Consider the following 25398-nt stretch of genomic DNA (forward strand, 5'->3'; position numbering starts at 1 on the left):
TATGAGTTTTTCCCGCAGAGACGCCCTTCTGGCCGGTGCCACCGGCCTGGTCGCCACACCCTTTCTGGCCTCCTCCGCCTCAGCGCAAACCCGCTCCGGCCCGGCTCATTCCGCCAGTGTGAGCCATTCTGTCCAATACCGCCCCGGACGGCCGAATGAAGATTATCGCCCGGTCATTACGCCCAATGGGACCACGCTCGATTATCGCGTGGTCGACGGGGTGAAGGTCTTCCACCTCGTCGCCGGTGAAGTCGATCACGAATTCGCCAGCGGTCTCACCGCCCGCACCTGGGGCTATAATGGCCGCACCCACGGGCCGACGATCGAATGTGTCGAAGGCGACCGCGTGCGCATCTATGTCACCAACCGGCTGATCGCACCGACCACCGTGCACTGGCACGGCGTCATCCTGCCGTCGGGCATGGACGGCGTCGGGGGCCTGTCACAGGCCGCGATCCAGCCGGGCGAGACCTTTGTCTATGAGTGGACCTTCCGCCAGCACGGCACCTTCATGTATCACTCCCACCATGACGAGATGACCCAGATGGCCATGGGTCTGATGGGCATGATCGTCGTGCATCCGCGCCGCCCGCGCGGACCGCTTCCGGATCGTGATTACGCCATCCTGCTCTCGACCTGGAAGCTGGAGCCGGGCGCGCGCAGCCCCGATCCCAACGAGATGACGGATTTCAACCTGTTGACCATGAATGCACGGGTCTATCCGGGCACCGAACCTCTGCTCGCCGAGCGCGGCGAACGTGTGCGCATCCGCCTCGGCAATCTCTCGGGCATGGACCACCACCCCATCCATCTGCACGGCTATGCCTTCCGCATCACCGAGACCGATGGCGGCGAAATTCCCGAGACGGCCCAGCACCCCGACACCACGGTTCTGGTGCCGACCGGTGCCACGCGAACGGTCGAATTTGTGGCTGACAATCCCGGCGACTGGGCCATGCATTGCCATATGACCCATCATGTCATGAACCAGATGGGCCACGGCCTTCCCAATCTGCTCGGCGTCAATGCGCGCGTCATTGATCGCGCCGTCGGCCAGCTCCTGCCCACCTATATGACGATGGGGCAGGACGGCATGGGCGAGCATGGTGCCCATATCGAGATGGGTCACATGGATGTGCCGGACAATTCCATCCCCATGGTCGGGGCCCGCGGACCACACGATTACATCACCATGGGCGGCATGTTCACGATTCTGAAAGTGCGCGACCGGCTGAACGGGACTGCCGATCCGGGCTGGTATCAGGCCCCCGAAGGCACGCAGGCGCGCGAAGCGACGACCGCAGAATTACAACGCGACGGTATAAATCCGAACCGCCAGAGCTGACAGGAAACACAATGGAAATTTTCTTTGCACTCGCCCTCATGACCGCGCCGGTCGATCATGGCTCCGATGGTCATGACCACCATGCCGAAGAAACGGCAGCGCAGTCGCGTGTCGCCGCCGATGTGCGGACAGTTGATGCCCATGCGCGGATAGCTCTCTTGCGTCACGAAGCCATGCCGGAGCTGGGCATGCCCTCCATGGTTATGCAATTTGCAATCGCCGATGATGTGGATCTCGCCCTCTTTGAACCGGGTGCGGCCCTGACGATCACCGCCACGATGGGCGAGGATGGCCTCACCGTCATCGCCGCCGAACCGGAAACAACAGAGTAATGCGCCCGCTCATCCGCTGGCTGATAACGCTGCACAAATGGGCCGCCCTGATCATCGGCCTGCAGGTTCTGGCCTGGGTCGCGGGCGGGCTGGTGATGAGCGCCATTCCCATCCAGCAGGTCCGCGGAGAGCACAATATTGCCGGGCAGACGGCAGAGCTGGATCTGGCCGGTGTCATGTCACCGGGGGAAGCCGCAGCGATTGCCGGCATCACGCCCACAGGCGTTGAATTGCGCCCCTGGCTGGGCCGGACCGTTTACGAATTTGGCCGCGATCAAGGCGCTTCCCTGATCATGGATGCTGTCACAGGCGATATCCTGTCACCGATTGATGCCGACACGGCCCGGGCGGTCGCGCTGGCCGATTATGCCGGTGAACCGGCGATAGATGCCGTGACCTTCTTCCCCGAGGCAACCTGGGAATCGCGCCGCGCCATGCCCACCTGGCGCGTGGATTTCGCCGATGGCGAAGGTACGCGGCTCTATGTCAGCGCGGCCACGGGCGAAGTCATTGCCCGCCGCAACGACACCTGGCGTTTCTATGATTTCTTCTGGATGCTGCACATCATGGATTATGGCGACCGGTCACACTTCAACCATCCGCTCCTGATCCTCGCCAGCCTGTTTGCGCTGGGAATGAGCCTGTTCGGCTTTATCCTGCTATTCCCGTGGCTGGGGCGGATGCTGTCGCGGCGAAAAGCCTAGTCCTCGCACATTCCGCATTCGCGTTCGTGGTTGTGCCCGGCGGCCTGACGACGGCGCCAGTTGGCAAAATGAGCGCCCAGAAGCAGGCTGACGCCCGTCACCGTCAGAAGCGTCTCGAACGGTTGGGCCACAATGTGCGAGGCGCCGGTCAGCATCAGCACCAGACCGAGCCCGGCGAAAAGCATCGTCCATTTGCCGGCCCGCATTGCCTTCTCGCCCCAGAAAAACGCCAGCAGCGTCACCGGGGCCGCAATCAGGAACAGGAACAGATGTGCCGGGCCTTCCACCAGAGACAGGCGCTCCGCCAGTTCCGGTGCCAGGGCCGGTGCCGCGACCGCTGCTGTCGGCAGGGCCAGACAGTGCAGCAGGCATATAAGCGAAAGTCCTGTGCCGGACATGTCCAGAATGGATTTGGTTTGGTGCGTCATGGGGAAGAGCTCATCCTTGTCCCGAAATGATATAATGTAACAAGTCAGGAATTCAAAGCCCTGTTTGCCGGATAACTGTGAATCAAAAAGGGCGGCTCCGGAGAACCGCCCTTTCTGTCAGCTTATAGATTGCGGCTAGTTGTCGCCGAAGCCAAGCTCCGAGATATGCAGGGTGGCAGGCGGTGTGCCAGCCGAGGAGGAATATGTTCCCACCCAGATATCATAGACACCGGATGCCGGGTTGGTGAATTCAATACCCGGATTCAGACCTTCAGCCCCGTCGTCATTGCACCACCAGCTGCCATCGGGCGCATTGACGATCAACACGGTATCCGTACCCGATGTGGCGGATACAAAGAGGTCGAACGCATTGCCGGCTTCATAAGTGAGCTCGAAATCCGGCGCGGCGGTCGTATAACCCCAGCATCCGTCCGGTCCGCTTTCGCGTACATTGATGTCGCCGCCCGCGGCGATCTGGACATTGTACGGATCCGGGATGAAGCCCGAAGACAGGGACGTCGATCCGTAATTCGCATTCAGCGTATAATCGAGCAGATTGACGTCGGGTACGGGTGATCCGCCATAGCCAATCTCCGAAATGTGGAGTGTGGCGGCAGGCGTGCCGGCAGACGACGAATACGTTCCCACCCAGATGTCGTAGACACCCGATTGCGGGCTATCGAATGTGAGGCCCGGATTGAGGCCTTCAGCCCCGTCATCATTGCACCACCAGCTGCCATCGGGTGCGTTGACAATGATCACCGTATCGCTGCTGGAGGTTGCCGAAAGATAGAGGTCGTACGTGCTACCTGCCGAATAGGTCAGCTCGTAGTCCGGAGCCGCAGTGGTATAGCCCCAGCACATATCGCCGATGGAGGTCGATGAGACATCGATATCGCCGCCAGCCGCGATCTGGATATTGACCGGGTCCGGAACGAAACCGGTCCGCAGGGACTGGCCACCATAATTGGCCGGCAGGGAGACATCGAGTTCGGCCGATGAGCCCGGACCTTCATAGTCTTCGAAGTAGTCATCCGTGGTCGTTCCATCAGCGCCAAAGCCCAGCTCGGAAATGTGGAGCGTCGCCGGAGGTGTGCCCGCGCCCGATGAATACGTCCCCACCCAGATGTCATAGACACCCGATTGCGGGTTCTCGAACATCAGACCCGGATTGAGCCCAGCAGAACCGTCATCATCACACGCCCATCGACCATCCGGACCATTGACGATGATCACCGTGTCGCTGTCGGACGTGGCCGAGAGATAGAGATCGAAAGTATTGCCGGCCTCATAGGTCAGTTCATAATCTGGCGCAGCCGAGGCATACCCCCAGCACATATCGTCAATACCGGCTTCGGCAACGTCGATATTGCCGCCCGCCGCGATATTGATATTCACGGGGTCCGGAATGAAGCCGGTTTGCAGCGACTGCCCGCCATAGTTGGCTGGCAGCGTGTAATCGAGACCACTGCCCGACCCCGATGGGCGCGGACCAAAGCCGATCTCGGATATGAATAGCGTGGCGGGTGGTGTGCTGCCCGCATTGGAATAGGTGCCGACCCAGACATTGTAGAGGCCGGAGGCAGGCCGCTCGATCCGGACACCCGGATTCAGCGCACCCTCGCCGCCATCATCATCGCAATACCAGTTCCCGCGCGCGTCATTGACGACGATCGTGGTATCGGCCTGCGATATGGCGGAGAAAAAGAGATCAAACGAACCGGCCGTATAATAGACATTGAAATCGGGCGCGCTGGCGATATTGCCACGGCACACACCGTTTCCATCCACCGTCACAGGCACATTCCCGCCCGCCCGGATCTGGACGCTGTGCGGATCCGGCAGATAGCCGGAATCCAGCGTGATCGACCCGTAGCTGGGTGGTGCAGAGATGTCTTGGGCGGCTACGGACGCGGCGGCTAATGCCGCCACGCCGAGAGCCGGAAGGATATGTTTCATGATGGGCCTCCCCGGTCCGTTGATCGTCAATTGTGCCGATTAGTAGGAACGGAGTTCCGAAATCGACAACGTCGCATTCTGATACGACGCATTGCCGTATGTGCCGACATAAATATCATACTGACCCGATGGCGGGCTGTTCCAGCGCAGGGACGGATTGAGACCCTGACCGCCATCATCATCGCAATACCAGCGGCCATCCGGCCCATTGATCACGAGCGTCGTGTCAGCATTCGAGCTGACCGAAATGATCAGCGGAAGCACATTGCCGGCGCTGTACTGCAAGCGGAAATCGGGGGCGTTGGCGACATAGCCGCGGCAGGAACCGCCGATCGATTGCGATGCATTGATGGAGCCGCCCGATTGCAGGCTGATCAGATAGGGGTCCGGAGAGAATCCGGACACCAGGGAAACGGAGCCATAGGATGGATTGAGACGCCAATCCTGAGCTTCGGCGGCGCCGGCCATCGCAAAGATGGCCAAAGCGGAAGCAGCGGCTGAAAGAGTGAATTTACGAAGCATGTTACTGTCCCCTGTTTTCGCCCGACCCCGACCATCGGGGGCGGCGCGGAACGGAAAGGTCCTCCTCCCCATTCTCGCGATAGAGACTAACATTAAAACCCGGTAACAGGTGAACCCCACTTGAACGAAAAAATCGTCGCACCGGCAGAAAAACGGCAAACTCCCGCCACAATTCGCGTGTGACGGGAGTTTCAGGCCTTATCGGCGCAATTCGGGACTATCGCGGCGCGAGCACCATCGTCATCTGCCGACCTTCAAGCTTGGGCTCGAATTCGACCTTTGCAATGGCGGCAAAGTCTTCCTTGACGCGAATCATGACATCCATGCCGCGATCCTGGTGCGCCATCTCCCGGCCCCGGAATCGCAAGGTCACCTTGACCTTGTCGCCGTCTTCAAAGAAGCGCGTCATGGCCCGGGTCTTGACCTGATAATCATGAGTGTCGATGTTCGGACGCATTTTTATCTCTTTGATATCTTGCGTCTTCTGCTTCCGGCGGGCCTCCGCCTTCTTTTTCTGTTCAGCGTATCTCAGCTTGCCGTAATCGAGAATCTTGCAGACCGGAGGATCGCCATTCGGCGAGACCTCGACGAGATCAAGCCCCGCCTCCACGGCCGCTTCAATCGCAGCTTCGGTTGGCATGACTCCCTGCTTTTCACCGTGTTCATCGATGAGCAGGACGCGCGGAACGCGAATATCTTGATTTATGCGTGGGCCCTCTTTTTTGGGGGGCGTCGCAGCAACAGGTCGGCGAGCTATGTAACTTCTCCACTATCAGCCAGAATTCGAAAAATACCACAATCGCAGGAAAAGGCGACGGTCAAGAGACAGCCCTTCCGCCTGCAAGGCAGCGGTGCAGTGTTATGAGGGTCACGGGCAGAAAATCAAGCCGCACGCGGTGATTCCTCGAAGCCGCCCGCCACGCGCATGGCCTGCAAGGCCTCCTCGGCTGTGACTTGCGCCAGCACCGGTGCATGCAACAGAACCACCGGAGAGGCACCGCGCGGTGCCTTGAGCGCCGGATTTTCGCCATCAGGGTAGAGCGCAGCCGCAGGCGGTCCCGCTGCGACGAGGAGATGGATGAGATCGGTATCCTCGCCAAAGACAAAACGTGTCCGGCGCGCCAGTCCGGCCAGCTGAACCAGCTTGGCCTTGCCTGTGACGTCGCGGGAATTGGGGACGTTCTCGGACACAAAGCGCCCGACATCGCGCGCAGACGGCCCGCCCACAATCGCGGGCGTGATGCCCAGGTCGAGCAATGCCGCGGCCAGCGCCGCCCAGCGTTCCCGCGGCCAGCGCAGATTGGCCTTCACTTCCTCACCGGCGGGGGCCAGCAGGGCAAAAGGACCATTGAGGCCGAAATATTCCGGCTCCAGCATGCGGGAGGTTCGGGCCAGATAATCCACCCAGGACACATCCGGTGCCGGCGCTTCGCCGAGGCGATAATCCTCGCGGCCCAGGCCGGACCGTCCCAGCGCGACAGCCGCAGCTTCAACGGGATGAACCCCGTCCATCGGCCGCGGAGCCGCATCGATCCACTTGATTCTGGAAAACCGCAGCCCGCCCCTGATCCGGCGCGCATCGGCATCGCCCACAAGATCATAGACATATTTGGGCTTGGTCACCTTGATCCGCTTCGAGGTCAGCTTGCCGGCCGGACCCGTCGCAGTGGCATCGGTTTCGATCTGGCTGAAATGCGGACAGTGCTTCAGAAGCGCTTCATAGTCCGGCGCCGTCAGAAGGATCAGCCTGGCGCGCGGATGAGCTTCACGGATTCGCTGACACGAGGCCAGCCCGCGGACGGTCGATGGCAGATCGCCCCACAAAAGGACGTAGATAATATCTTTGACCGCTTCGTTCATGCACTCACTCTAGAAGCTCGCGATAGACCCGCAAGGTGGAAGTCTGCAAAGATGACACCGTGAAACGCTGCAAAACCCGTTGCCGCCCGGCCTGCCCCTTGGCCTGACGCGCGGCGATATCAAGCTCCATCGCGACTTGCAATGTTTTTGCCAGCGCCCCGGCATCCCCCGGAAGGGTTCGCCACCCGGTCACGCCGTCTTCCACCACCTCCCGCGCCCCACCATGATCGGCGACGATCACCGGCAGGCCTGCCGCGCTCGCTTCAGCCGCCGTCCGCCCGAAGGCTTCCGGATCGGTCGACGGGTTCAGCGCGACATCAGCGAGGGAAAAGGCGGCCGGCATGTCGTTGCAATGACCGACGAGCCAGACAGTGTTTTCAAGCTCATGGCGGCCAATCAGCCATTCAATCTCTTCGCGATAGCCGGTGCGGCCCTGATCGCCGCCAACCAGTATCAGGACAGGGACATCCAGCCCCTCGGCCTTCATCCGGCCCAACGCCTCGATGGCGACCAGCTGGCCCTTCCACCGTGTCAGGCGGGCCGGCAGCACGGCAATAAACCGCCGCTCGGGCAACGCCCATTCAGTCGCGAGATCCCGCCCGCGCTGCCTGACCATTTCGGTCATCTCGAAACGGTCGACATCCACGCCGCGCGGAATGACGGTGATCGCCTCGGCGGGGAGGCCGTGCTCGGTGACAATATGGTCGCGAATGAATTCGGAATTGGCGATGACCCGATCACCGCGCGCCATCACCGAATTGTAGAAACGTTTCAGGCCAGATTTCGCATTATAGGTGCCGTGATAGGTCGTCACGAATTTCGCATTCGTGCCTTGCACGGCCCGCAAGGCCGACCAGGCCGGAGCGCGCGAACGCGCATGGACGATATCAATATTGCGAGCATTGATCAGCGCCTTCAGGCGGGACGCATTATTCAGCAGGGTAAAGAGATTTTTCGACGCCAGCGGCAGGCGGATCAGCTCGCCGCCCACCGCCGCCAATTCCGCCTCCATGGCGCCGCCTTCACTCGCCACCAGCGCCTCATGCCCGTCACGGACCAGCGCTTGTGCGACCTCGATCGTGGTGCGTTCCGCCCCGCCGGTTTCCAGACCGGGAATGACCTGCAGCACTTTCATCGAGGCGTCGTTCTCCTGTTGCCGGTCTTGACCCGCGTGTCCGGATTGCGGGAAAGATGCCACCATCTTGTTTCACAGGACTTAAACCATGACAAACTCGCCGGACATTCAGTTTCTGTACCGCGGCGATGGCGAGAAAATCGCCTTCGTCCGGCAGGCGGCACAGCCGGGAAAAGCCAGCCTGGTCTGGCTCGGCGGTTTCAAGTCCGACATGGGCGGCACCAAGGTCATGGCGCTGGACGCCTGGGCGAAAGCCACCGGGCGCGGCCTTTTGCGCTTCGACTATTATGGGCATGGTGCCTCTTCCGGTGATTTCGAGGACGGCACGATTGGCCGCTGGCGCGAGGATGCGCTGGCCATCATCGACGCCCTGACCGATGGCCCGCAAATCCTCGTCGGTTCCTCCATGGGCGGCTGGATCAGCCTGCTGACGGCTAGGGAACGGGCAGGGCGCATTAGCGCCATGCTGCTGATTGCGCCGGCACCGGATTTCACGTCCGAACTGATGTGGCCGGGCTTTTCAGACGAAGTGCGCCACACGATTGAGACAACCGGGCGGTTTGAAGAGCCCTCTCCCTATGACGACGAGGTTTTCATCGTCACGAAAAAACTGATCGAGGACGGAAAGAACTGGTCGGTTCTGGGCAAGCCAATCCCCTTTGACGGGCCGGTTCGTATTCTTCAGGGCATGCTGGATGACAGCGTGCCGTGGGAACATGCGCGCAAATGCGTCGATGTCCTGACCAGCCAGGACATCGTCTTCACCCTGATCAAGAATGGCGATCACCGCCTGTCGTCCGGCCCGGAGCTGGCGCGCCTGATCTCGACCGCAGAAGCGCTCGCGGCTCAGATCGAGGCGTCGTAAATCGCCTGCAATCCCTTGCGATAATCTGGATATTTTAGCGTCCAGCCGAGCGCCGCGCGCGTGGCCTCGCTGGAAACACGCCGCGAGGACGAGAAAAAGCTGCGCATCATCGCGCTCATCCCGGCGGAGTTGAAATCCTCAATGGGCGGCGGGTCAACGCCGAGTAATTCGGCGGCAAAAGCCGTCACATCGGCCTGCGGGGCGGGCATCTCGTCGGCCAGATTGAACGGACCGGCAACATCGGGCCGGGCAATGGACGCCATCAACGCTGCCGCGATATCGTCAACATGAATGCGCGAAAAGACCTGCCCCGGCTTGACGATACGCCGGGCCGTGCCGGCTGTGACCCTGTCCAGCGCCGAGCGCCCCGGGCCATATATTCCCGACAGACGGAAAATCCGTGTCCTGTCCGATCGGGCTTGCCAGGCCTGCTCCGCTTCCAGCCGCCGCATCGAGCGGGCTTCAGCCGGATCCGGCGGCGTCGCCTCGGTCACCCAGCCGCCCTGCGCATCGCCATAAACGCCCGTGGTCGAGAGATATCCGAGCCAGTCCAGTGCGGAGAAATCCACATCCCCGCCCAGTGCCTCCAGCACCGGATCTCCGCCTCCGCCAGGTGGCACCGATACCAGAATATGCGAAGCAGCGGCCATCGCCTCGTGCAACTCATCGACCGCCGGGTCAATCAGCGGCGTCACGCCCAGCGCGCGCATTTCATTCGACTTTTCAATGGACCGGCTGGTCCCGGCAAGCTGAAAGCCTGCGGCCCGAAGATGCGGAGCCGTGGCTTTTGCGACATAGCCGAAACCCAATAGCAAGGCGGAGCGGGTGTGTGACATGGACGTCAATCTACCGCCCGCCTATGGTAGGTCCAGTGGGCATACGGGAGCTTATCGACATGAAGCGTCTTCTTTTTGCAGCTGCGGCAAGCGTGGCCTTTACCTCTATGGCATTTGCACAGGCACGTGATCATGACCGCTACGAAGCCTGCCTCAGTGGCGTGGAAGCCAATCCGGACGCTGCCTATGAAGAAGCGCTCGCCTGGCGGTTTGAAGGCGGCGGCTGGCCGGCCCGTCATTGCGTGGCGCGCGCGCTGATTGCACTTGGCGAGGAAGCCGAAGGTGCATTCCGCCTTCAGGCGCTGGCCGAAGCCCCCGATGGGGGCCCCGCAGCCATGAAAGTACTCTATCTGGCCGAGGCCGGCGAAGCCTGGATGTCCAGTGGTCATCCCGAAGAAGCCCGCCGCGTCTATTCCCGCGCCGTCGAATTCTCCCCGCAATCGGCTCCGCTCTGGCTGGGCCGCGCCCGCGCCGCGGCGGAGATGGGCGAATGGGCAGCGGTCGAGGCCGATGCCGCACAGGCCATTTCCCATGAGCCACAAAATTTCGAGGGCTGGCGCACCCGCGCTCAGGCGCGTCTGGAGCTCGGCGATCTTGATGCTGCCGAAGCCGACATGCAGCGCGCCCTGTCACTGACGACAACGGATGAAGAGACGGTCTCTGTCCTCCTCATCCGTGGCCATATCAACGAGGCTCGACGGACGGGGGGTTAGTCCTCCGCCGCGCCGTCCTCCCCGGCTTCTGCCTCTTCCAGCGTCGCTTCGATCCAGGCCATGGTCCGGTTTTCGAGATAGCCCAGCGGCACGGCGCCTTCGCTCAGCAGCTCGTCATGGAAATCGCGGATGTCGAAATGCTCGCCCAGCCGTGTCTCGGCCCGCTGGCGCAGATCCCGCATCAGCAATTCGCCGGTCTTGTAGGCCAGCGCCTGGCCCGGCCATGAGATATAGCGCGAGACTTCGGTGCGGATATTGTGCGGCGCGAGAGCGGAATTTTCGAGGAAGCAGGCCTCGGCCTGATCCCGCGTCCAGCCCATATAATGGATGCCGGTGTCGACGACGAGACGGCAGGCGCGCCACATCTCGTAGGTCAGGCGGCCAAACTGGTCATAGGGCGTGGAATACATGCCCATCTCTTCCGCCAGGAATTCCGTATAGAGCCCCCAGCCCTCGCCAAAGGCGGTGATATAGGTGTTGCGGCGAAACGCCGGCACATCTTCCAGCTCTTGTGCCAGCGCGATCTGGTGATGGTGGCCCGGCACGGCCTCGTGCACGGTCAGGGCCGGCAGATTATAGAGCGGACGCTGCGAGAGATTATAGGTATTGACCATGTATCCCCCGGCCACGCCATTCTCCAGCGATCCCGGCCAGTAGCGGCCCGTCGTATAGGTCGGCGCAATCGAGGCCGGCACCGGACGCACGCCGTAAGGCAGGCGCGGCAGACGGCCAAAGAAGCGCGGCATGGCATCATCGGCCCGCTTGGCCAGCCATGAGGCATACATCATCAGCTCTTCTTCGCTCTCCGCATAGAATTGCGGGTCGGTCCGCATGAAGTTCAGGAATTCGGCAAATGTGCCGTCAAACCCGACCTCCTCGATGATGGCTTCCATCTCCGAGCGGATCCGCGCCACTTCGGCGAGACCGCGCTGATGGACTTCCTCTGGAGAGGTATCCAGCGTGGTGTGGTAACGCACCAGCGCCTGGTATTGCGCGCGGCCGTCCGGCACCGAGGAAATGCCCAGCTCTGTCCGCGCCGCCGGCACGTATTCTTCGTCCATGAAGTCGAGCAGCGCCTGATAGGCCGGCAGGACATGATCGGCGACCGCCGCCTCGGCCTCGGCGCGCAGACGCGCCCGCTCGGCGTCCGGCACGCTGGCCGGCAGGGCGTCGATCGGCTCCACCATGCCGGTTTCTTCAACGCTCATGGCGGCAATCGCCGCAATCTGGTCGCGGACGCCGCCGATGATATTGGCGGGCTGGGTATAGCCAGCCTCTATGCCTTCACGCATCCAGTAGATGTTTTCATCCAGATAACGCGGCAGATCTTCCAGCCGGGCAATCCAGTTTTCCGCCGCCTCGACATTGCGGGGACGAGTGGAGGAGGCGACATAGAGCGGGGTCGAGAAGAAGCCGCTATCATTGGAGAAGGGTGCGCGCTGCATGTCGAATTGCGCGAGCTCGACGCGGAAGCGCAGGAGATAATCCAGCGTCGCGAAATTGACGATCTCGCCGGCGGGCAGATTGTTTTCGTCAATCGCTTCCAGCCGGTCCAGGAACACCATATCCGCGGCCCGGTCCTCGGCATATCGTTCCGGCGAGAGATCACCCCAGCGTCCGGCGGCGTCCGGATTCTCATCCGGATCATCGCGGTTTTCATGCGCCTCGAAATCGGCAATCAGCGATTGGAAGTCTTCGGCATCATCCGCAAGAACGGGTGCCGAAAAAAGCAGGCCTGAAATCAGAAGGGCACGCAGCATGTCTCTCTCCCCGAGTGTTCGCCGGAGAGACTAGACCAGATTCTTCAGATGTCAGCCCTTAGTCGCGCTTCAGGTCTTCCGGACGCAGGGCCAGGCGCTTGATGACCTGCTTGTCGACGAATTCTTCCGGCAGAAGGCGCGGCATGGTCCAGTTTTCAAACCGCTGCGGCACTTCCGCATAGCGGTTCTTCGGCTTTGGCGCGGTCAGGCAGAAATGCACACGCTCGCCGATCTGGCGGGGCGGCAGGCCTTTCGGGCCGCGATCCAGCATCCAGTGAAACACCCGCTCCATGGATTTGATGTAATCGGTGTGGCGGTATTTATCGAGCTCGCTGGTATCATCCGCCTTGTCCCAGATCGGCGTGGCGACCGCCCCCGGCCCGATGATGTGAACGCCGATGCCATAAAGCGCCAATTCCTTGCGCAGGGATTTCGACAGGCCTTCCAACGCGTGTTTGGACGCGGCATAGGGCCCGACAAAGGGCATGCCCATTTTCCCGGCGACAGACGACATGGTGACGACCCGGCCCGGCTTTCCGGTGAGGGTCTTGTCCGCGCCCAGAAGCGGGCCGAAGGCCTGCACCGTGCGCACCACGCCCAGCACATTGATGTTCAGCTGGGTTTCAAATTCCTCGACCGGAATGTGCAGGATCGGCCCGGTCACCGCGACACCGGCATTGCAGACCAGGCCTTGCAGCGTCTTTCCGCCCAGCGCCTCGCGTACCTTTTCCCCCGCCGCATTCATGGAGGCCGAATCCGTTACTTCCATTTTCAGCGGCGTGACGCTGTCACCGAATTCCTGGCTCAGCCGCGCGGCATCCTCATCCTTGCGCACCCCGGCAAAGACATGAAAGCCGTTCTCGATCAGCACTTGCGTCGTCGCATGACCGATCCCGGTTGAGGCTCCGGTGACAACGGCGGCGGGTTTGGTGAGGGTGGTCATGGCGTGAGGTCTCCCTTTGGTTATCCCTGTTTACGCATAACATGGGCGCAAGGATTGCTTTTGACGAATCCGGCACACAGGCTAACGTGATCGGAACGCTTTGGGAGGGGCCATCATGATCATTCGTACACTCACACTCGCTGTCAGTCTGACACTCACCGGCACGGCCATGGCGCAGGAGCGTCAGGCGCTGGTCGGTGGTACTTTGCTGGATGGCAATGGCGGCCCGCCCATCCGCAATTCCGTCATTCTGGTCGAGGATGACCGCATCACCGCCGTCGGCAATCAGGATTCGCTGATCGTGCCGGAAGGCTACGAGATCATCTCCACCGAAGGCATGACGGTCCTGCCCGGATTGTGGGAGATGCACGCCCATCTGATGCTGACCGGCCATGCCGATTACGATCACTGGCACCCCACCTATGCCGACCGCATGGAAGACGAGATCATGCCCGCCTCGGCGGTCCAGCTCCTGCTGGCCGGCGTCACCACGGCGCGCGATCTCGGCGCACCGCTCGACATCAGCCTTTCGATCCGCGACCGCATCAATTCCGGCGAACTGCCCGGCCCGCGCCTGTTCGTCTCCGGCCCCTTCATCCAGCACCGCACCCGCCCCGGCGCCGAGCATTACCGTTGGGGCATTGAGGGCGAGCGCGAAGCCCGCGCCCGCGTCAATGAACTCGCCGATGCCGGCGTGGATGTTATCAAGCTGATTGATCAGGACGAAATGACGCTGGCCGAAGCCCGCGCTGTCGTCGATCAGGCGCATCAGCGCGGCCTGACCGTGGTGGCCCACTCCCATCGCCCGAATGAAATCCTGCGCGGTCTGGAAATCGGCGTCGATAATTTCGAACATACCGGGCTGACAACCGCACCGGCATATCCCGATCATGTCATCGACGCGCTGGTCGCCCGCACCGCCCGCGGCCGCATCAGCGGCGGGCCGCTCTTCTGGACGCCGACCATTGAAGGCCTGTGGAATTACGAGCGCACACGCGACAATCCCGAACGTCTGGACAATACCTGCTGGCATCGCGGCCTGCAGCCCGACACCATTGCCGACATTGCCGCCTCTCTGGAACATGTCGACCAGCTGGAATACATGCAGCTCACACCGCTGCGCCGCCCGACCCTGCAGCGCAAATTCGAGCAATTGCGCGAAGCTGGTGTGGTCATGCTGGTCGGCACGGATTCGGGCATCCCGACCAAATTCCATTGCCAGTCGACCTGGAATGAAATCGATGTCTGGACCCGCGAGCTGGACGTGCCGGTTATGGATGTCATCCGCTCGGCCACCTACTGGCCGTCCGTCCTGATGGGCGTGCAGGATCAATGGGGCCGCATTCAGGAAGGCCAGTATGCCGACATCATCGCCGTGGATGGCGATCTTCTCACCTATCCCAGCCTCCTCCAGAATGTCGATTTCGTGATGAAGGGCGGCGTGGTTTACGTTGAAGACGGCAATGTCAACGAGGAGCGATTGCCGGAATCGCTGAGGATGGATTGACCACAAGCGCATCCCCGCGTTGACCAAGAGCCGACGCGGCTTATTGTCTGCGTCGAAACGGGCTTTGTCTGATCAGGGAAATCCAAATGGCCAGCGGAAATACCGATACACGGCCGCTTTCGCCGCATCTTCAGGTGTGGCGTTGGCATCCGACCATGCTGTCGTCCATCCTTCACCGGGTCTCCGGCATCGGAAATTATCTTGGCGCGCTGGCGCTGACGGTCTGGCTGGTCATGCTGGCCACAGGCACGGAAGGCAGTGTCGCCTTCCTGTTTGACGGCCCGATGCTGTGGGTGACGCGCTTCGGCCTGATCCTTCTGACCTGGTCGGTCAGCTTTCACTTCCTCAATGGCATCCGCCATCTGGTCTGGGATGCGGGCAAGGGGTTTGATCCGAAAGGCTCCAACCAGCGCTCGGTCCTGATCATCGTCTTTTCCTTTGTCCTGCCGGCCCTTCTCTGGGGCTTTGCCCTGACGGGAGGCGCATCATGAAATCGATGATGACCCCCGCCAAGCGCACCAACCGCCTCGGCTCTGCCAAATCCGGCACGCATCACTTCATCACCCAGCGCGTCAGTGCCATTGCGCTGGTGATCGCCCTGCCAATCTTTGTGATCGCCTTCACCTTTTCGGGCGCTCCAGATGCGGACGCGTCGCGCGCCTTTTTCGGCTCGGCCTTTGGCGCGCTGATCACGCTGATCACAATGATTGCGACGCTTTATCACATGCGGCTGGGTTTGCAGGTCGTGATCGAGGACTACATCCACGAAGCAGGGCTGAAATTCACCCTGCTGATCGCAAATACGCTGATCACTTATGGACTGATGCTGGCGGGTGCCTACGCGCTGATCCGCCTCGCGCTGGCCGGCTGATACGGGAAGAAGAGAGACACATGTCTGACTATAAGTGGATTGATCACACCTATGACGTTGTGGTGGTCGGAGCTGGCGGCGCCGGTCTTCGGGCGGCGCTCGGCGCGGCGCAATCCGGGCTGAAAACCGCCTGTATCTCGAAAGTCTTCCCGACGCGCTCCCACACGGTTGCAGCGCAGGGCGGCATTTCCGCCAGCCTCGGCAATATGGGCGAGGATGACTGGCGCTGGCACATGTATGACACCGTGAAGGGGTCAGACTGGCTGGGCGACCAGGACGCTATCGAATATCTCTGCCGCAATGCACCGGCCGCCGTTTACGAGCTGGAACACTGGGGTGTGCCCTTCTCGCGCACCGAGGACGGCAAGATCTATCAGCGCGCCTTTGGCGGCATGACCCGCAATTACGGCGAAGGCTCGGTGCAACGCACCTGCGCTGCCGCCGACCGCACCGGCCACGCCATCCTGCACACGCTCTACGGCCAGTGCGTGAAGGAAGAGACCGAATTCTTCATCGAATACTTCGCCCTCGATCTGATCATGGACGAGGACGGCGTCTGCCGCGGCATCACCGCCTGGAAGCTGGACGATGGCACTTTGCACCGCTTCCGCGCCAAATCCGTGATTCTGGCCACTGGCGGCTATGGCCGCGCCTATTTCTCGTGCACCTCGGCGCACACCTGCACCGGCGATGGCAATGCCATGGTGCTGCGCGCCGGCCTGCCGCTTCAGGACATGGAATTTGTCCAGTTTCACCCGACCGGCATTTATGGCGCGGGCGTCCTCATCACCGAAGGCGTGCGCGGCGAAGGCGGCTATCTGACCAATTCAGAGGGCGAACGCTTCATGGAGCGCTATGCGCCCTCGGCCAAGGATCTGGCCAGCCGCGATGTGGTGTCTCGATCGATGACCATCGAGATTCGCGAAGGCCGCGGCGTCGGGCCGAAGAAAGACCATATCTATCTCCATCTCGATCACCTCGATCCGGAGATCATTCACAAACGCCTGCCGGGCATTTCCGAAAGCGCGCGCGTCTTCTCCGGCGTCGATGTGACCAAGGAGCCCATCCCGGTTCTGCCGACCGTCCACTATAATATGGGCGGCATTCCGACCAATTATCATGGCGAGGTTCTCACCGTGAACGGCAAGGGTGAAGAGATCACCGTGCCTGGCCTGATGGCGGTGGGCGAAGCCGCCTGCGTGTCCGTGCACGGCGCCAACCGCCTCGGCTCCAACTCGCTGATCGACCTGGTCGTCTTCGGCCGGGCGGCGGGCCTGCGCGTCGGCGAAACCGTCGATGCCGCCGCCAGTCAGCCGGAATTGCCGAAAGGCGCGGGCGATAATTCGCTCGCCCGTCTCGACAAATACCGCAACGCCAAGGGCAAGACGCCGACCGCGCGCCTGCGCGATGACATGCAGGCCGCCATGCAGGAAAACTGCGCCGTTTTCCGCACCGGCGAGGTCATGTCCGAAGGCGTGGAGCGTATCAAGCAGGTCTATGCCGGTCTGCCGGATATCGCCGTCTCCGACCGCACCATGATCTGGAATACCGACCTCATGGAAACCCTTGAGCTGGACAATCTCGTCGCCCAGGCCGCCGTTACCGTCAACGGTGCAGTCGCCCGCGAGGAAAGCCGCGGCGCCCATGCCCGCGAGGACTTCCCGGATCGCGATGACAAGGACTGGATGACCCACACCCTCGCCTGGATTGACGAGACCGGTGAGGTCAGCCTCAAATATCGCGGCGTCCACACCTACACCATGTCGAACGACATTGCGTACATTGAGCCGAAAGCGCGGGTTTACTGATCTACGATTCGCATCATCCTCCGATTTAATCGGAGGATCTCGAGAGACCCTCCGGTCCCCCGTTTTCACGAGGGCAAGCAAGCCGGAGGGCGACGGGTGTGATGGAATGCGTGCTTCTCGGCCTTTCTCGCGGAAAGCGCCTCACCATAAGATGAGTAGAATGACGTCATGCCCCGGCCGCGCCAGCTCAGGTCCGGGGCATCTCGCTTCTGGAGATCACCCGGACAAGCCGGGTGATGACGAAATAGAAAATCACCGCTAGCCTTCACGCATGATTGCCCGCTCGCTTGTGCTCGCCATTTTGATGGCCTTTGCCTGCGCCGCCTGTGATAGCGGCCAAACCCGGCTGGTCGGCGAATACTCGATCTGCTGGACAGACATCCCAGAAGAGGCGGGGCTCTGCCGCGCAGAGAGTGAAGGAGCATTCCGTTTCAGCAGTCCGCCTGTTGTGGCAGCAGGTTACAGCGCAAGCCATATCGGCCTGCAAACCTGTGGACCAGATGGCGTTCAGCACTACTCGGTCGAGCGCGACTACACGACTTCCGACCGTTTCGAGGCCATTGGTCCCCTCACAACCGAGGATCGGACCGAAAGACAAATTACGTCCCCTGAAATCTGGCCAGACTACTCTCATCGGGATACACGTTTAGCTCATTTGCTTTGCGGGGAAGAAGATGCTTGAGGCAGGCTATTCCGCCACGCCCCTGCCGAAGAAGCTTGGCCTGAAAGACGGTCAGGCCGTGTGTTTTATCAACCTGCCGGAGAGCCTGCGCTGGCTTACCAACGCCGCGCAATTCATAAACCTGACCGACACGCCAGACCCCGGCGGAGCGCTGGATGTTGTCCACCTCTTCGTGATGTCGCGCGACCGGCTGAACACCGCCTTGCCGCAAGCCCGGCTCGCCATCGCACAGGACGGCATGATCTGGGTGAGCTGGCCCAAGAAAGCCTCGAAAGTCGATACCGATATGAGCGAGGACGCGGTCCGCGAGTCCGCCTTTCCGCTCGGCCTCGTTGACATCAAGGTCTGCGCCGTCGACGAAATCTGGTCCGGCCTGAAACTCGTCATCCGCAAGGAAAACCGGCGCTGATTGGCGGATGCGCCCCCATCCTTGCCGGCATTCACTTTATATTTTAAAGTAGATTCTCAACTCGCCAGATGAGCGCCGAATATGAATCTCGACCCTGTGTTCGAAGCCTCGCTGGCCATCCAGCTACATTTCTACACGGTGGTCCCGGCTTTTGTTCTGGGCACCATCCAGATGGGGCTCCCCAAGGGCACGCCGCTGCATCGCTGGAATGGTTATGTCTACATGGCGCTGATGATGTTTACGGCAACCGCCGCCATCTTCATCCCCAGCTTCATGCAAAGCGGACGGTTATTCGGCCATTTCGGTTTCATCCATCTATTCGTCCCGCTGACCTATGTCTCGGTCCCGCTGGCACTCTACAATGCGCGCAAGGGGAATATACGGGCGCATCGCGGGGCCATGATCGGCCTATATATTGGCGGGCTTCTGATCGCCGGCGGACTCGCTTTCATGCCGGGCCGCATCATGCACGACATGTTCTTTGGATAGACAGGCCTCTTGCGGCAATTCTATCCCTGCGCCAGTCTCGACAGCCTGATCTGATGGAGACTGCCATGTTGCTGACCGCCCTCCTCTCCCTGACCATCGCGCAGACCGAAGCCGCGCCGCAGGAAGTGCAATCCATCCTCTTCCTTGAGATCATCGCCCGGCGGGCGCCGCAATGCGAATTACTGGAAGACTGGCAGTCCGCGGCCATCCGCACCCAGACGGCGCAGGCCTTGCGCGGCTATGACATCGCCTCGCAGGATCTGTTCGAGACCGAAATCGCCGCCCGTGTGCCGGGCGTCGCCTGCGATGATCCGCAGATGATCGCCTGGATTGCCGGGGTCGAACCCGGCATTGCGCGGGAGTTCCTGCCGCAATTTCTCGTCGCCTATCGCGCCTTTGCCCGGCTGGAGACACCACCCGTCATCTTCACGTCCGAAGCAGAGGCCGACCCGGATCGGGCTCTGTCCCGGATTGATGCCGAGATTGCGCGCCTGGCCGACGCCGGCATTACCCCGGAAGGCGGTGGTGACTGGGCGACACATCAGGCCCGCGTCGATGCGGCCGCCCTCTCCATCGCCGACATCCTTGAGACAGGCGAGTCCGATGGCATGCCGCCCGCAGACGCCGCCATTCTGGTCCGCGATGCCGTGACAGTCACGGAGCTCTGGCTCGCCGCGCAGGAATAGGCTGTTTCCTCTGCCGCTTGCGGGTCGACTTCCCCGCCGCGGGGTATACATTCAGCGTCAGTTTGAAATGAACATTTGTGGAGTCTCAAATGGTTGAGCTGGCCCTGCCACGCGGATCAAAACCCAAAAAGGGCAAGACATGGGACAAGCCGGAAGGCGCGACCAACACCCGCACCTTCAAGGTCTACCGCTATGATCCGGAAGCCGGCGGCAATCCCAGCTGGGACACCTATACCGTCGATCTCGACGATTGCGGGCCGATGGTGCTCGACGCGCTGTTGTGGATCAAGAACAATGTCGACTCATCGCTCGCCTTCCGCCGCTCCTGCCGGGAAGGCGTGTGTGGCTCCTGCGCCATGAATATCGGCGGCCGCAACACGATTGCCTGCACCAAGGGCATGGACGAGATGACGGGGCGGTGAATCTATCCGCTGCCGCACCAGCCGGTGGTACGCGACCTCATTCCCGACCTCACCGATTTCTATGCCCAGCAGGCCTTCGTGCAGCCCTATCTACAGACCAAGACCGCGGCGCCGGAAAAGGAATGGCGTCAGTCCGAAGAGGATCGCGCCAAGGTCGACGGGCTGTATGAATGCATCATGTGCGCCTGCTGTTCGACCGCCTGCCCGTCCTATTGGTGGAATGGCGACAAATATCTCGGCCCGGCGGCCCTGCTTCACGCCTATCGCTGGATTGCCGACAGCCGCGATGAAATGACCGGCGAGCGGCTCGACGATCTCGAAGATCCGTTCAAGCTCTATCGCTGCCACACCATCATGAATTGCGCGCAAACCTGCCCCAAGGGTCTGAACCCCGCCAAGGCGATTGCCGAGATCAAGAAGATGATGGTCGAGCGCGAAGGCTAGGAAAGCCTTTTCCGCCGAAAACCGCCGCAAAAGTGTCGATTCCACCCGATCGGGTGATGTCCTGCGCGCGTTTTGCGCTAGCGTAGCGCTATGAACGCGAAAGGACACGCCATGACACAAAGCTCTCTGGGCGCATTTTCCATCAGCCTCGCCGTCAAGGACATCGAAGCCTCGAAGACGTTTTATGAAACGCTCGGCTTTTCGAAGATGGGCGGAGATCAGTCACAAGGCTGGCTGATCCTGAAGAATGGCCCGACAGTCGTCGGCCTCTTCCAGGGCATGTTCGATAAAAATTGCCTCACCTTCAATCCGGGCTGGGATCAGGACGCGAAGAATGTGGAAAAGTTTGAGGATGTCCGCGCTCTGCAAAAGCGCTTGTCAGCGGCGGGCCTGGATGTCGGCGAGCTGATAGACGCCGCAAGCGAAGGCCCGGCCCATTTCACCCTGACCGATCCGGACGGCAATCCGGTCCTGATTGACCAGCACCGCTAGCGCCGCCACGCCAGCTGTTCACAGGCGGCTTTGACAATCGCGGTCGCCTCGGCCTCGCTCTCGGGCAGGGCGGCTGGATCAATCGGCGCGCCAAACCGCAAGGGATAGTGCGCGCCCTTCTTGCCCATGAAGCCGTGAAACACGGTCATGTCTTTCAGCTCGGTATGCACCTGGGCGAGCGCATAATAGAGGATCGGCATGCGCTGGCGTACACCCAGCGGAATGATGGGTTGTTTGAATCGCCGGGCAAAACTGACCGCCGTCGGCGCCCATGGCTTTTCATCCAGCGTGAAGCGCTTCCAGTTCCATTCCGCCATGCGCCCGGCGGGAAAGATCACCACGCACCGGTCCGACTTGAACGCCTCCAGCGCAGAGCGCAGCGTCTCGCGTGCATTCTGACGGCTGCGCAGATTCTGGCGCCATTCGACCGGAATGATCAGATCGGCCAGACCCGGACTGACCCGCAAGGCATCGCGATTGGCAAAGAAGCACACGTCCGGGCGTTTTTCCCGGAGCGCATCCCAGACCGCCACACCATCGGCAATCCCGCCAGGGTGATTGGCAATGACCACACAGCCGCCCGCCTCCGGCACGATATCCAGATTTTCCGGCTGCGGCTGCAGGTGAAGATATTCGCTGACCCAGTGCAGCGTTTCGTCGCCGGACTTGTCGGCAATCGCATCGGCAATGGCGACGGCCTTTTTATACCCCAGCATGGGATAGGCGATATTGCGAATCGCCGCCCAGACGCGCGGGCGCGAGATGAGACGCGGCGCGCGCTCCTCAATCAGGCGGTCCACGACATGACGATTCATATCGTCGCTCGGCGGGGCATAGGCATACTCCATGTCGCATTCATCGCATGACCATAAAAACCTGCAAGCAGGAACGGCATTAACCTCTTGGCAAGACTTGGCCTTCGCCTTGCGAGGGAATGTTCCGACGTTAACACACTGTACACGATTGGGACGATCATGGCCGTTGTCGATACCGCATTTGCTCCGTCATTCCTGACCCGCCTTGCGTCACCTTTGCGCAAGATGCAACGCTCGGCCTTGCGCCGCCGCGGTCCGCTGGATGCCGCGCTGGAGGATTATCTCGGCGAGATTGCCCATGCCGGTGACAAGGTGCTGCAACTGGGCGCTTCAGACGGAATCTCTGCGGCTTTTCTGGATCGCGGCGTCTTTTCATCACCCGTCGCTCCGGCGGCCTCGGCCGATACGGTTGAAGCGATCTGCCAGCTGCGCGGCTGCAGCGCGGCCCGCCTGCGGGTCTTTGCCAATATCGGTCATTCCGGTTCTGCGGGAGAGGTCGACACGGTCTGGCTTGCGCGAACCCCGTCTCTGGCCGTGCTCGCCGCCCATTTCCGTCATGCCATGGCCCGTCTGAAATGTGGCGGCCTGCTCCTGATCGAGGGCATTGATACCGAATTCGGCAAGACGCTGTTCAAACAGCTCTCACACGATATGGACTGGCGTCTGGATGAAACGATTGCCGGTCAGGTCGCGGCGTTTCGCCGTCTGGCCTGACCGGACAAAACAAGCGCCATAGCAACAGACAATTCCGCTTTGCCGCAATTCCATTTTTCGATAATACTCGAAATATGGAATTGACAGACGCCACGACAATTTTCGCCGCCCTGGGGCATGAGACCCGCCTGGCCCTGTTCCGCCGCCTGTTGCGGTCGGCGCCGGAGGCCATCAGCGCCGGTGTGCTGGCGCTCGAACTGGATATTCCGCCCTCCACGCTGACTTCGCATCTTCAGACATTGCAGCGCAGCGGTCTTATCCAGTCGCGGCGACAGTCGCGCACCATTCTCTATTCCGTCCGGGCTGAAACCGTTCAGGCCATCGTCGGCTTTCTGGTCAGCGATTGCTGCCGCGGCCGCCCGGAATTATGCGGCACACGCCTTCCCGAAATCCACAAGGACGAGGCGAGATGAAGACTGTCCTGTTTCTCTGCACCGGAAATTCGGCCCGCTCCATCCTTGCCGAATGCCTGTTGAACCGGCTCGGCAAGGGCCGCTTTCGTGCCCTGTCGGCCGGCTCCCTGCCCGCCGGAAAGGTCAATCCGTTTGCGCTGGAATTACTCGACTCCCTCGACTACGACACCACCGGCCTGCGCTCGAAAAACTGGAGCGAATTTGCCGATGGCGAGAGCCGGGAGGCCGGAATAGACTTCGTCTTTACCGTCTGTGATTCTGCAGCCGCCGAGGCCTGTCCGGTCTGGCCGGGCACACCCGTAACGGCGCATTGGGGATTACCGGACCCGGCCGCCATAGAGGGCAGTGACGCCGAGAAACGAGTCGCCTTTCTCGACACCTACAAGGCACTGGCCCGCCGCATCGAAGCCTTCGTCAACCTGCCCATGGACTCACTCGACCGGCTCGCCTTGCGCCGCGCCGCAGCAAGGATCGGCAAATCATGACATCCGGTCACAAGCCCGTTCCCGCGCCGGACACACCAGACACCCAAATGGGCCTGTTCGAAGGCTGGTTGTCCGTCTGGGTGGCTCTTGCCATCGGGCTGGGCCTGTTGCTTGGCAATCTGGTGCCCGGCGCTTTTGCGTTTCTCAGCACGCTGGAGATCTTCTCGGTCAATCTCGCCGTCGGCGTGCTGATCTGGGTGATGATCTATCCGATGATGGTCAATATCGATCCGGCCAGCCTCGCCCGCATCGGTGACCGGCCCAAGGGCCTGCTGATCACCATCATCGTCAACTGGGCCATCAAGCCCTTCACCATGGCGGCGCTGGGCATTGTCTTTTTCCGCTATGTCTTCGCGCCCTTCATGGAGAGCGCCGATGCCGAGCAATATATCGCCGGCCTGATCATTCTGGGCGCGGCGCCCTGCACCGCCATGGTCTTTGTCTGGTCGCGGCTGACCGGCGGCGATGCCGAATACACACTGCTTCAGGTCACGGTGAATGACCTGATCATGATCATCGCCTTTGCGCCGATTGTCGGCTTTCTGCTGGGCGTGACCGGACTGACCGTGCCCTGGGAGACCCTGCTCTTGTCGGCCGGCCTGTTTGTGGCTGCGCCGCTGGCGGCCGGAATCGCGACACGAAGTGCCTTGTTGCGGGGAAATCGCGCACAGGGCGAAGCGCGTCTGGACGCCTTCTCGGCGCGGATCAAGCCCCTGTCGGCGGGCGGCCTGCTTTTGACCGTAGTGCTGCTCTTCGGATTTCAGGGCAATGTCATTCTGGAACAGCCGCTTCTGATCGCCATGATCGCCGTGCCCCTGCTGATCCAGACCTATGGCATATTCTTCCTCGCCTATGGCGCCGCCTGGGCGCTGAAATCACCCCACGCCATCGCAGCCCCCTGCGCGCTGATCGGCACCTCGAATTTCTTCGAACTGGCGGTCGCCGTCGCCATCGGGCTTTACGGCCTCAACTCCGGAGCCGCGCTGGCCACCGTTGTCGGCGTTCTGGTGGAAGTCCCGGTCATGCTGTCGCTGGTCGCCATCGCCAACCGCACCCGCTCGGGCTTTGCGCAGCGCTAGACGCTAGTAGGGCGAGCCGGGTTGCCGGCGCTGTGATCCCTGAGGGGATGTCATCGGCGTTGTGGCACGCTGGCGGCCGGAGGGTTCGCGATCACCCTGGATGGCGGCATTGCACTCCTCGCTCGGACGGCCGGGCGGAATGCGTTGCGGGACAAACTGCAGCGCGCGAAGCTGCGTCTGCGCGAATTGTTCGGCCGACACGCTGTCGCGAATGTCGCCAATCGTATCCGTGTCCATCCGGGTCAGACCCAGCGACATTTCACGCACATTGTTTGTGTAGAGCATGGTCCAGTAGACGGCCTCGTCGGCATTGCCCTGCGCATGATAATATTCCGCCAGCGCCGCCTGTGAGGCACCCCAGCCGGCCAGACCCGACGTGGTCAGATAATATTCGCCATCCTCGCGATAACCGTCAGCGTCTTCACCGCCCGCATCGGCCAGTTCCAGCGCCGTCGTACCGGCATAATACCAGGCCACTTCATAACCGCCGCCAAATTGCGCCGCGCAGGCAAAATACTCATTCGCCTGGTCGATCCGTCCCGCTTCCAGCGCGCGAAGACCGCGTCCGTAAGCGGCGTCGCCGCCCGCTCCACCACGAAAGGTCGGGGCCCGGTCATTGGTGGAACCACAGGCCGCGAGGCCCAGAGCGAGAGCGAGGACAGGAAGCGAATATCTCATTC

The 25398-nt window shown here is 61.5% G+C and carries 29 protein-coding genes and 1 pseudogene; 19 read left to right on the forward strand and 11 right to left on the reverse strand.

Annotated features, from left to right (window positions below; genetic code table 11):
- The first annotated feature begins 1 nt into the window (after nt 1).
- From HXX25_RS10485 to HXX25_RS10495, 3 genes are read left to right on the forward strand one after another with little or no spacing between them, the layout of a single operon-like run.
- Nucleotides 2-1345 (forward strand): multicopper oxidase family protein, encoded by a 1344-nt coding sequence (locus tag HXX25_RS10485; RefSeq protein ID WP_187165866.1) that lies wholly within the window; start codon nt 2-4, stop codon nt 1343-1345.
- Between the two features lie 11 nt (nt 1346-1356).
- Nucleotides 1357-1677: a copper-binding protein gene (locus tag HXX25_RS10490; RefSeq protein ID WP_187165867.1), complete on the forward strand. Its 321-nt coding sequence runs from the start codon at nt 1357-1359 to the stop codon at nt 1675-1677.
- Nucleotides 1677-2381, forward strand: coding sequence for a PepSY domain-containing protein (locus tag HXX25_RS10495; protein WP_187165868.1), 705 nt, complete (start codon nt 1677-1679; stop codon nt 2379-2381). Before HXX25_RS10490 ends, HXX25_RS10495 begins: the two co-directional genes overlap by 1 nt.
- On the opposite strand, the gene HXX25_RS10500 is transcribed toward HXX25_RS10495, so the two are convergent.
- From HXX25_RS10500 to HXX25_RS10525, 6 genes are all read right to left on the reverse strand, one after another.
- The gene (locus tag HXX25_RS10500; RefSeq protein ID WP_187165869.1) at nt 2378-2809 is read right to left on the reverse strand and encodes a MerC domain-containing protein; all 432 of its coding nucleotides are present in this window, start codon (nt 2807-2809) and stop codon (nt 2378-2380) included. The two genes, HXX25_RS10495 and HXX25_RS10500, sit on opposite strands and share 4 nt — an antisense overlap.
- Nucleotides 2810-2944: 135 nt before the next feature.
- Nucleotides 2945-4768 (reverse strand): hypothetical protein, encoded by a 1824-nt coding sequence (locus HXX25_RS10505; RefSeq protein WP_187165870.1) that lies wholly within the window; start codon nt 4766-4768, stop codon nt 2945-2947.
- 39 nt (nt 4769-4807) lie between these two features.
- Nucleotides 4808-5290 carry a peptidase S1 gene (locus HXX25_RS10510; RefSeq protein WP_187165871.1) on the reverse strand — a complete coding sequence of 161 codons (483 nt, stop codon included), beginning with the start codon at nt 5288-5290 and terminating at the stop codon, nt 4808-4810.
- Nucleotides 5291-5507: 217 nt separating this feature from the next.
- Entirely contained in the window at nt 5508-6047 is a 540-nt protein-coding gene (gene infC, locus HXX25_RS10515; protein WP_187167821.1) for a translation initiation factor IF-3, read from the reverse strand.
- A 125-nt stretch (nt 6048-6172) separates the two neighbouring features.
- Nucleotides 6173-7150, reverse strand: coding sequence for a glycosyltransferase family 9 protein (locus HXX25_RS10520; protein WP_187165872.1), 978 nt, complete (start codon nt 7148-7150; stop codon nt 6173-6175).
- Between the two features lie 4 nt (nt 7151-7154).
- On the reverse strand, nt 7155-8285 hold the full coding sequence (locus tag HXX25_RS10525; RefSeq protein WP_187165873.1) for a glycosyltransferase family 4 protein: 1131 nt from the start codon (nt 8283-8285) through the stop codon (nt 7155-7157).
- Between the two features lie 88 nt (nt 8286-8373).
- Between HXX25_RS10525 and HXX25_RS10530 the strand changes: the two genes are divergently transcribed.
- Nucleotides 8374-9150, forward strand: a complete 777-nt coding sequence (locus HXX25_RS10530; protein WP_187165874.1) for a carboxylesterase — start codon at nt 8374-8376, stop codon at nt 9148-9150.
- Here the strand turns inward: HXX25_RS10530 and HXX25_RS10535 are convergent.
- On the reverse strand, nt 9132-9986 hold the full coding sequence (locus HXX25_RS10535) for an SDR family oxidoreductase (RefSeq protein WP_187165875.1): 855 nt from the start codon (nt 9984-9986) through the stop codon (nt 9132-9134). The two genes, HXX25_RS10530 and HXX25_RS10535, sit on opposite strands and share 19 nt — an antisense overlap.
- Before the next feature lie 59 nt (nt 9987-10045).
- Here HXX25_RS10535 and HXX25_RS10540 point away from each other — a divergent pair, with 59 nt between their 5' ends.
- Entirely contained in the window at nt 10046-10699 is a 654-nt protein-coding gene (locus HXX25_RS10540) for a tetratricopeptide repeat protein (protein WP_187165876.1), read from the forward strand.
- Here the strand turns inward: HXX25_RS10540 and HXX25_RS10545 are convergent.
- A complete protein-coding gene (locus HXX25_RS10545) occupies nt 10696-12459 on the reverse strand; it encodes a DUF885 family protein (RefSeq protein ID WP_187165877.1) in 1764 nt (587 codons plus the stop codon). The genes HXX25_RS10540 and HXX25_RS10545 overlap by 4 nt on opposite strands.
- A 58-nt stretch (nt 12460-12517) precedes the next feature.
- Nucleotides 12518-13402 (reverse strand): SDR family NAD(P)-dependent oxidoreductase, encoded by an 885-nt coding sequence (locus tag HXX25_RS10550; protein ID WP_187165878.1) that lies wholly within the window; start codon nt 13400-13402, stop codon nt 12518-12520.
- A gap of 115 nt (nt 13403-13517) precedes the next feature.
- On the opposite strand from HXX25_RS10550, the gene HXX25_RS10555 reads away from it, so the two are divergent.
- The 10 genes and pseudogenes from HXX25_RS10555 (at nt 13518) to HXX25_RS10600 (ending at nt 21212) form a co-directional block, all read left to right on the forward strand.
- Entirely contained in the window at nt 13518-14909 is a 1392-nt protein-coding gene (locus HXX25_RS10555) for an amidohydrolase family protein (protein ID WP_187165879.1), read from the forward strand.
- Between the two features lie 86 nt (nt 14910-14995).
- A complete protein-coding gene (gene sdhC / locus HXX25_RS10560) occupies nt 14996-15400 on the forward strand; it encodes a succinate dehydrogenase, cytochrome b556 subunit (protein ID WP_187165880.1) in 405 nt (134 codons plus the stop codon).
- Nucleotides 15397-15780, forward strand: coding sequence for a succinate dehydrogenase, hydrophobic membrane anchor protein (sdhD, locus tag HXX25_RS10565; RefSeq protein ID WP_187165881.1), 384 nt, complete (start codon nt 15397-15399; stop codon nt 15778-15780). Before sdhC ends, sdhD begins: the two co-directional genes overlap by 4 nt.
- Before the next feature lie 20 nt (nt 15781-15800).
- Nucleotides 15801-17588: a succinate dehydrogenase flavoprotein subunit gene (gene sdhA / locus HXX25_RS10570; RefSeq protein WP_187165882.1), complete on the forward strand. Its 1788-nt coding sequence runs from the start codon at nt 15801-15803 to the stop codon at nt 17586-17588.
- 271 nt (nt 17589-17859) lie between these two features.
- On the forward strand, nt 17860-18270 hold the full coding sequence (locus HXX25_RS10575) for a hypothetical protein (protein ID WP_187165883.1): 411 nt from the start codon (nt 17860-17862) through the stop codon (nt 18268-18270).
- Nucleotides 18263-18679 (forward strand): DUF3052 family protein, encoded by a 417-nt coding sequence (locus HXX25_RS10580; protein WP_187165884.1) that lies wholly within the window; start codon nt 18263-18265, stop codon nt 18677-18679. The genes HXX25_RS10575 and HXX25_RS10580 overlap by 8 nt, the downstream gene beginning before the upstream one ends.
- An 81-nt stretch (nt 18680-18760) precedes the next feature.
- Nucleotides 18761-19168, forward strand: coding sequence for a DUF2306 domain-containing protein (locus HXX25_RS10585; protein ID WP_187165885.1), 408 nt, complete (start codon nt 18761-18763; stop codon nt 19166-19168).
- Between the two features lie 65 nt (nt 19169-19233).
- Nucleotides 19234-19854 (forward strand): hypothetical protein, encoded by a 621-nt coding sequence (locus HXX25_RS10590; protein WP_187165886.1) that lies wholly within the window; start codon nt 19234-19236, stop codon nt 19852-19854.
- A gap of 89 nt (nt 19855-19943) precedes the next feature.
- Nucleotides 19944-20720 (forward strand): annotated as a pseudogene (locus HXX25_RS10595) (succinate dehydrogenase iron-sulfur subunit).
- A gap of 111 nt (nt 20721-20831) precedes the next feature.
- On the forward strand, nt 20832-21212 hold the full coding sequence (locus HXX25_RS10600) for a VOC family protein (protein WP_187165887.1): 381 nt from the start codon (nt 20832-20834) through the stop codon (nt 21210-21212).
- Here HXX25_RS10600 and HXX25_RS10605 read toward each other — a convergent pair.
- On the reverse strand, nt 21209-22060 hold the full coding sequence (locus tag HXX25_RS10605; RefSeq protein WP_233346645.1) for a 1-acyl-sn-glycerol-3-phosphate acyltransferase: 852 nt from the start codon (nt 22058-22060) through the stop codon (nt 21209-21211). The two genes, HXX25_RS10600 and HXX25_RS10605, sit on opposite strands and share 4 nt — an antisense overlap.
- 126 nt (nt 22061-22186) lie before the next feature.
- Here HXX25_RS10605 and HXX25_RS10610 point away from each other — a divergent pair, with 126 nt between their 5' ends.
- The 4 genes from HXX25_RS10610 (at nt 22187) to arsB (ending at nt 24718) form a co-directional block, all read left to right on the forward strand.
- A complete protein-coding gene (locus HXX25_RS10610; protein ID WP_187165888.1) occupies nt 22187-22741 on the forward strand; it encodes a hypothetical protein in 555 nt (184 codons plus the stop codon).
- 74 nt (nt 22742-22815) lie between these two features.
- On the forward strand, nt 22816-23154 hold the full coding sequence (locus HXX25_RS10615) for a helix-turn-helix transcriptional regulator (protein WP_187165889.1): 339 nt from the start codon (nt 22816-22818) through the stop codon (nt 23152-23154).
- The gene (locus HXX25_RS10620) at nt 23151-23639 is read left to right on the forward strand and encodes an arsenate reductase ArsC (protein ID WP_187165890.1); all 489 of its coding nucleotides are present in this window, start codon (nt 23151-23153) and stop codon (nt 23637-23639) included. Before HXX25_RS10615 ends, HXX25_RS10620 begins: the two co-directional genes overlap by 4 nt.
- Nucleotides 23636-24718, forward strand: coding sequence for an ACR3 family arsenite efflux transporter (arsB, locus tag HXX25_RS10625; protein ID WP_233346646.1), 1083 nt, complete (start codon nt 23636-23638; stop codon nt 24716-24718). Before HXX25_RS10620 ends, arsB begins: the two co-directional genes overlap by 4 nt.
- A gap of 3 nt (nt 24719-24721) precedes the next feature.
- Here the strand turns inward: arsB and HXX25_RS10630 are convergent, their stop codons facing one another.
- Nucleotides 24722-25396, reverse strand: coding sequence for a hypothetical protein (locus HXX25_RS10630; protein ID WP_187165891.1), 675 nt, complete (start codon nt 25394-25396; stop codon nt 24722-24724).
- Nucleotides 25397-25398: the final 2 nt, after the last annotated feature.

It is taken from the genome of Hyphobacterium sp. CCMP332 (assembly GCF_014323565.1).
GTDB lineage: Bacteria > Pseudomonadota > Alphaproteobacteria > Caulobacterales > Maricaulaceae > Hyphobacterium.

What these genes read in the sequence shown, in the direction of transcription:
- HXX25_RS10535 (WP_187165875.1), bottom strand. Translation starts at nt 9,986, where the DNA reads ATGTCACACACCCGCTCCGCCTTGCTATTGGGTTTCGGCTATGTCGCA.
- HXX25_RS10555 (WP_187165879.1), top strand. Translation starts at nt 13,518, where the DNA reads ATGATCATTCGTACACTCACACTCGCTGTCAGTCTGACACTCACCGGC.
- HXX25_RS10575 (WP_187165883.1), top strand. Translation starts at nt 17,860, where the DNA reads ATGATTGCCCGCTCGCTTGTGCTCGCCATTTTGATGGCCTTTGCCTGC.
- HXX25_RS10485 (WP_187165866.1), top strand. Translation starts at nt 2, where the DNA reads ATGAGTTTTTCCCGCAGAGACGCCCTTCTGGCCGGTGCCACCGGCCTG.
- HXX25_RS10550 (WP_187165878.1), bottom strand. Translation starts at nt 13,402, where the DNA reads ATGACCACCCTCACCAAACCCGCCGCCGTTGTCACCGGAGCCTCAACC.
- HXX25_RS10505 (WP_187165870.1), bottom strand. Translation starts at nt 4,768, where the DNA reads ATGAAACATATCCTTCCGGCTCTCGGCGTGGCGGCATTAGCCGCCGCG.
- HXX25_RS10605 (WP_233346645.1), bottom strand. Translation starts at nt 22,060, where the DNA reads ATGGAGTATGCCTATGCCCCGCCGAGCGACGATATGAATCGTCATGTC.
- HXX25_RS10500 (WP_187165869.1), bottom strand. Translation starts at nt 2,809, where the DNA reads ATGACGCACCAAACCAAATCCATTCTGGACATGTCCGGCACAGGACTT.
- HXX25_RS10525 (WP_187165873.1), bottom strand. Translation starts at nt 8,285, where the DNA reads ATGAAAGTGCTGCAGGTCATTCCCGGTCTGGAAACCGGCGGGGCGGAA.
- sdhC (WP_187165880.1), top strand. Translation starts at nt 14,996, where the DNA reads ATGGCCAGCGGAAATACCGATACACGGCCGCTTTCGCCGCATCTTCAG.
- sdhD (WP_187165881.1), top strand. Translation starts at nt 15,397, where the DNA reads ATGAAATCGATGATGACCCCCGCCAAGCGCACCAACCGCCTCGGCTCT.
- HXX25_RS10545 (WP_187165877.1), bottom strand. Translation starts at nt 12,459, where the DNA reads ATGCTGCGTGCCCTTCTGATTTCAGGCCTGCTTTTTTCGGCACCCGTT.
- HXX25_RS10510 (WP_187165871.1), bottom strand. Translation starts at nt 5,290, where the DNA reads ATGCTTCGTAAATTCACTCTTTCAGCCGCTGCTTCCGCTTTGGCCATC.
- HXX25_RS10615 (WP_187165889.1), top strand. Translation starts at nt 22,816, where the DNA reads ATGGAATTGACAGACGCCACGACAATTTTCGCCGCCCTGGGGCATGAG.
- sdhA (WP_187165882.1), top strand. Translation starts at nt 15,801, where the DNA reads ATGTCTGACTATAAGTGGATTGATCACACCTATGACGTTGTGGTGGTC.
- HXX25_RS10520 (WP_187165872.1), bottom strand. Translation starts at nt 7,150, where the DNA reads ATGAACGAAGCGGTCAAAGATATTATCTACGTCCTTTTGTGGGGCGAT.
- HXX25_RS10630 (WP_187165891.1), bottom strand. Translation starts at nt 25,396, where the DNA reads ATGAGATATTCGCTTCCTGTCCTCGCTCTCGCTCTGGGCCTCGCGGCC.
- HXX25_RS10490 (WP_187165867.1), top strand. Translation starts at nt 1,357, where the DNA reads ATGGAAATTTTCTTTGCACTCGCCCTCATGACCGCGCCGGTCGATCAT.
- HXX25_RS10610 (WP_187165888.1), top strand. Translation starts at nt 22,187, where the DNA reads ATGGCCGTTGTCGATACCGCATTTGCTCCGTCATTCCTGACCCGCCTT.
- HXX25_RS10540 (WP_187165876.1), top strand. Translation starts at nt 10,046, where the DNA reads ATGAAGCGTCTTCTTTTTGCAGCTGCGGCAAGCGTGGCCTTTACCTCT.
- HXX25_RS10530 (WP_187165874.1), top strand. Translation starts at nt 8,374, where the DNA reads ATGACAAACTCGCCGGACATTCAGTTTCTGTACCGCGGCGATGGCGAG.
- HXX25_RS10590 (WP_187165886.1), top strand. Translation starts at nt 19,234, where the DNA reads ATGTTGCTGACCGCCCTCCTCTCCCTGACCATCGCGCAGACCGAAGCC.
- HXX25_RS10620 (WP_187165890.1), top strand. Translation starts at nt 23,151, where the DNA reads ATGAAGACTGTCCTGTTTCTCTGCACCGGAAATTCGGCCCGCTCCATC.
- HXX25_RS10580 (WP_187165884.1), top strand. Translation starts at nt 18,263, where the DNA reads ATGCTTGAGGCAGGCTATTCCGCCACGCCCCTGCCGAAGAAGCTTGGC.
- HXX25_RS10600 (WP_187165887.1), top strand. Translation starts at nt 20,832, where the DNA reads ATGACACAAAGCTCTCTGGGCGCATTTTCCATCAGCCTCGCCGTCAAG.
- HXX25_RS10495 (WP_187165868.1), top strand. Translation starts at nt 1,677, where the DNA reads ATGCGCCCGCTCATCCGCTGGCTGATAACGCTGCACAAATGGGCCGCC.
- HXX25_RS10585 (WP_187165885.1), top strand. Translation starts at nt 18,761, where the DNA reads ATGAATCTCGACCCTGTGTTCGAAGCCTCGCTGGCCATCCAGCTACAT.
- arsB (WP_233346646.1), top strand. Translation starts at nt 23,636, where the DNA reads ATGACATCCGGTCACAAGCCCGTTCCCGCGCCGGACACACCAGACACC.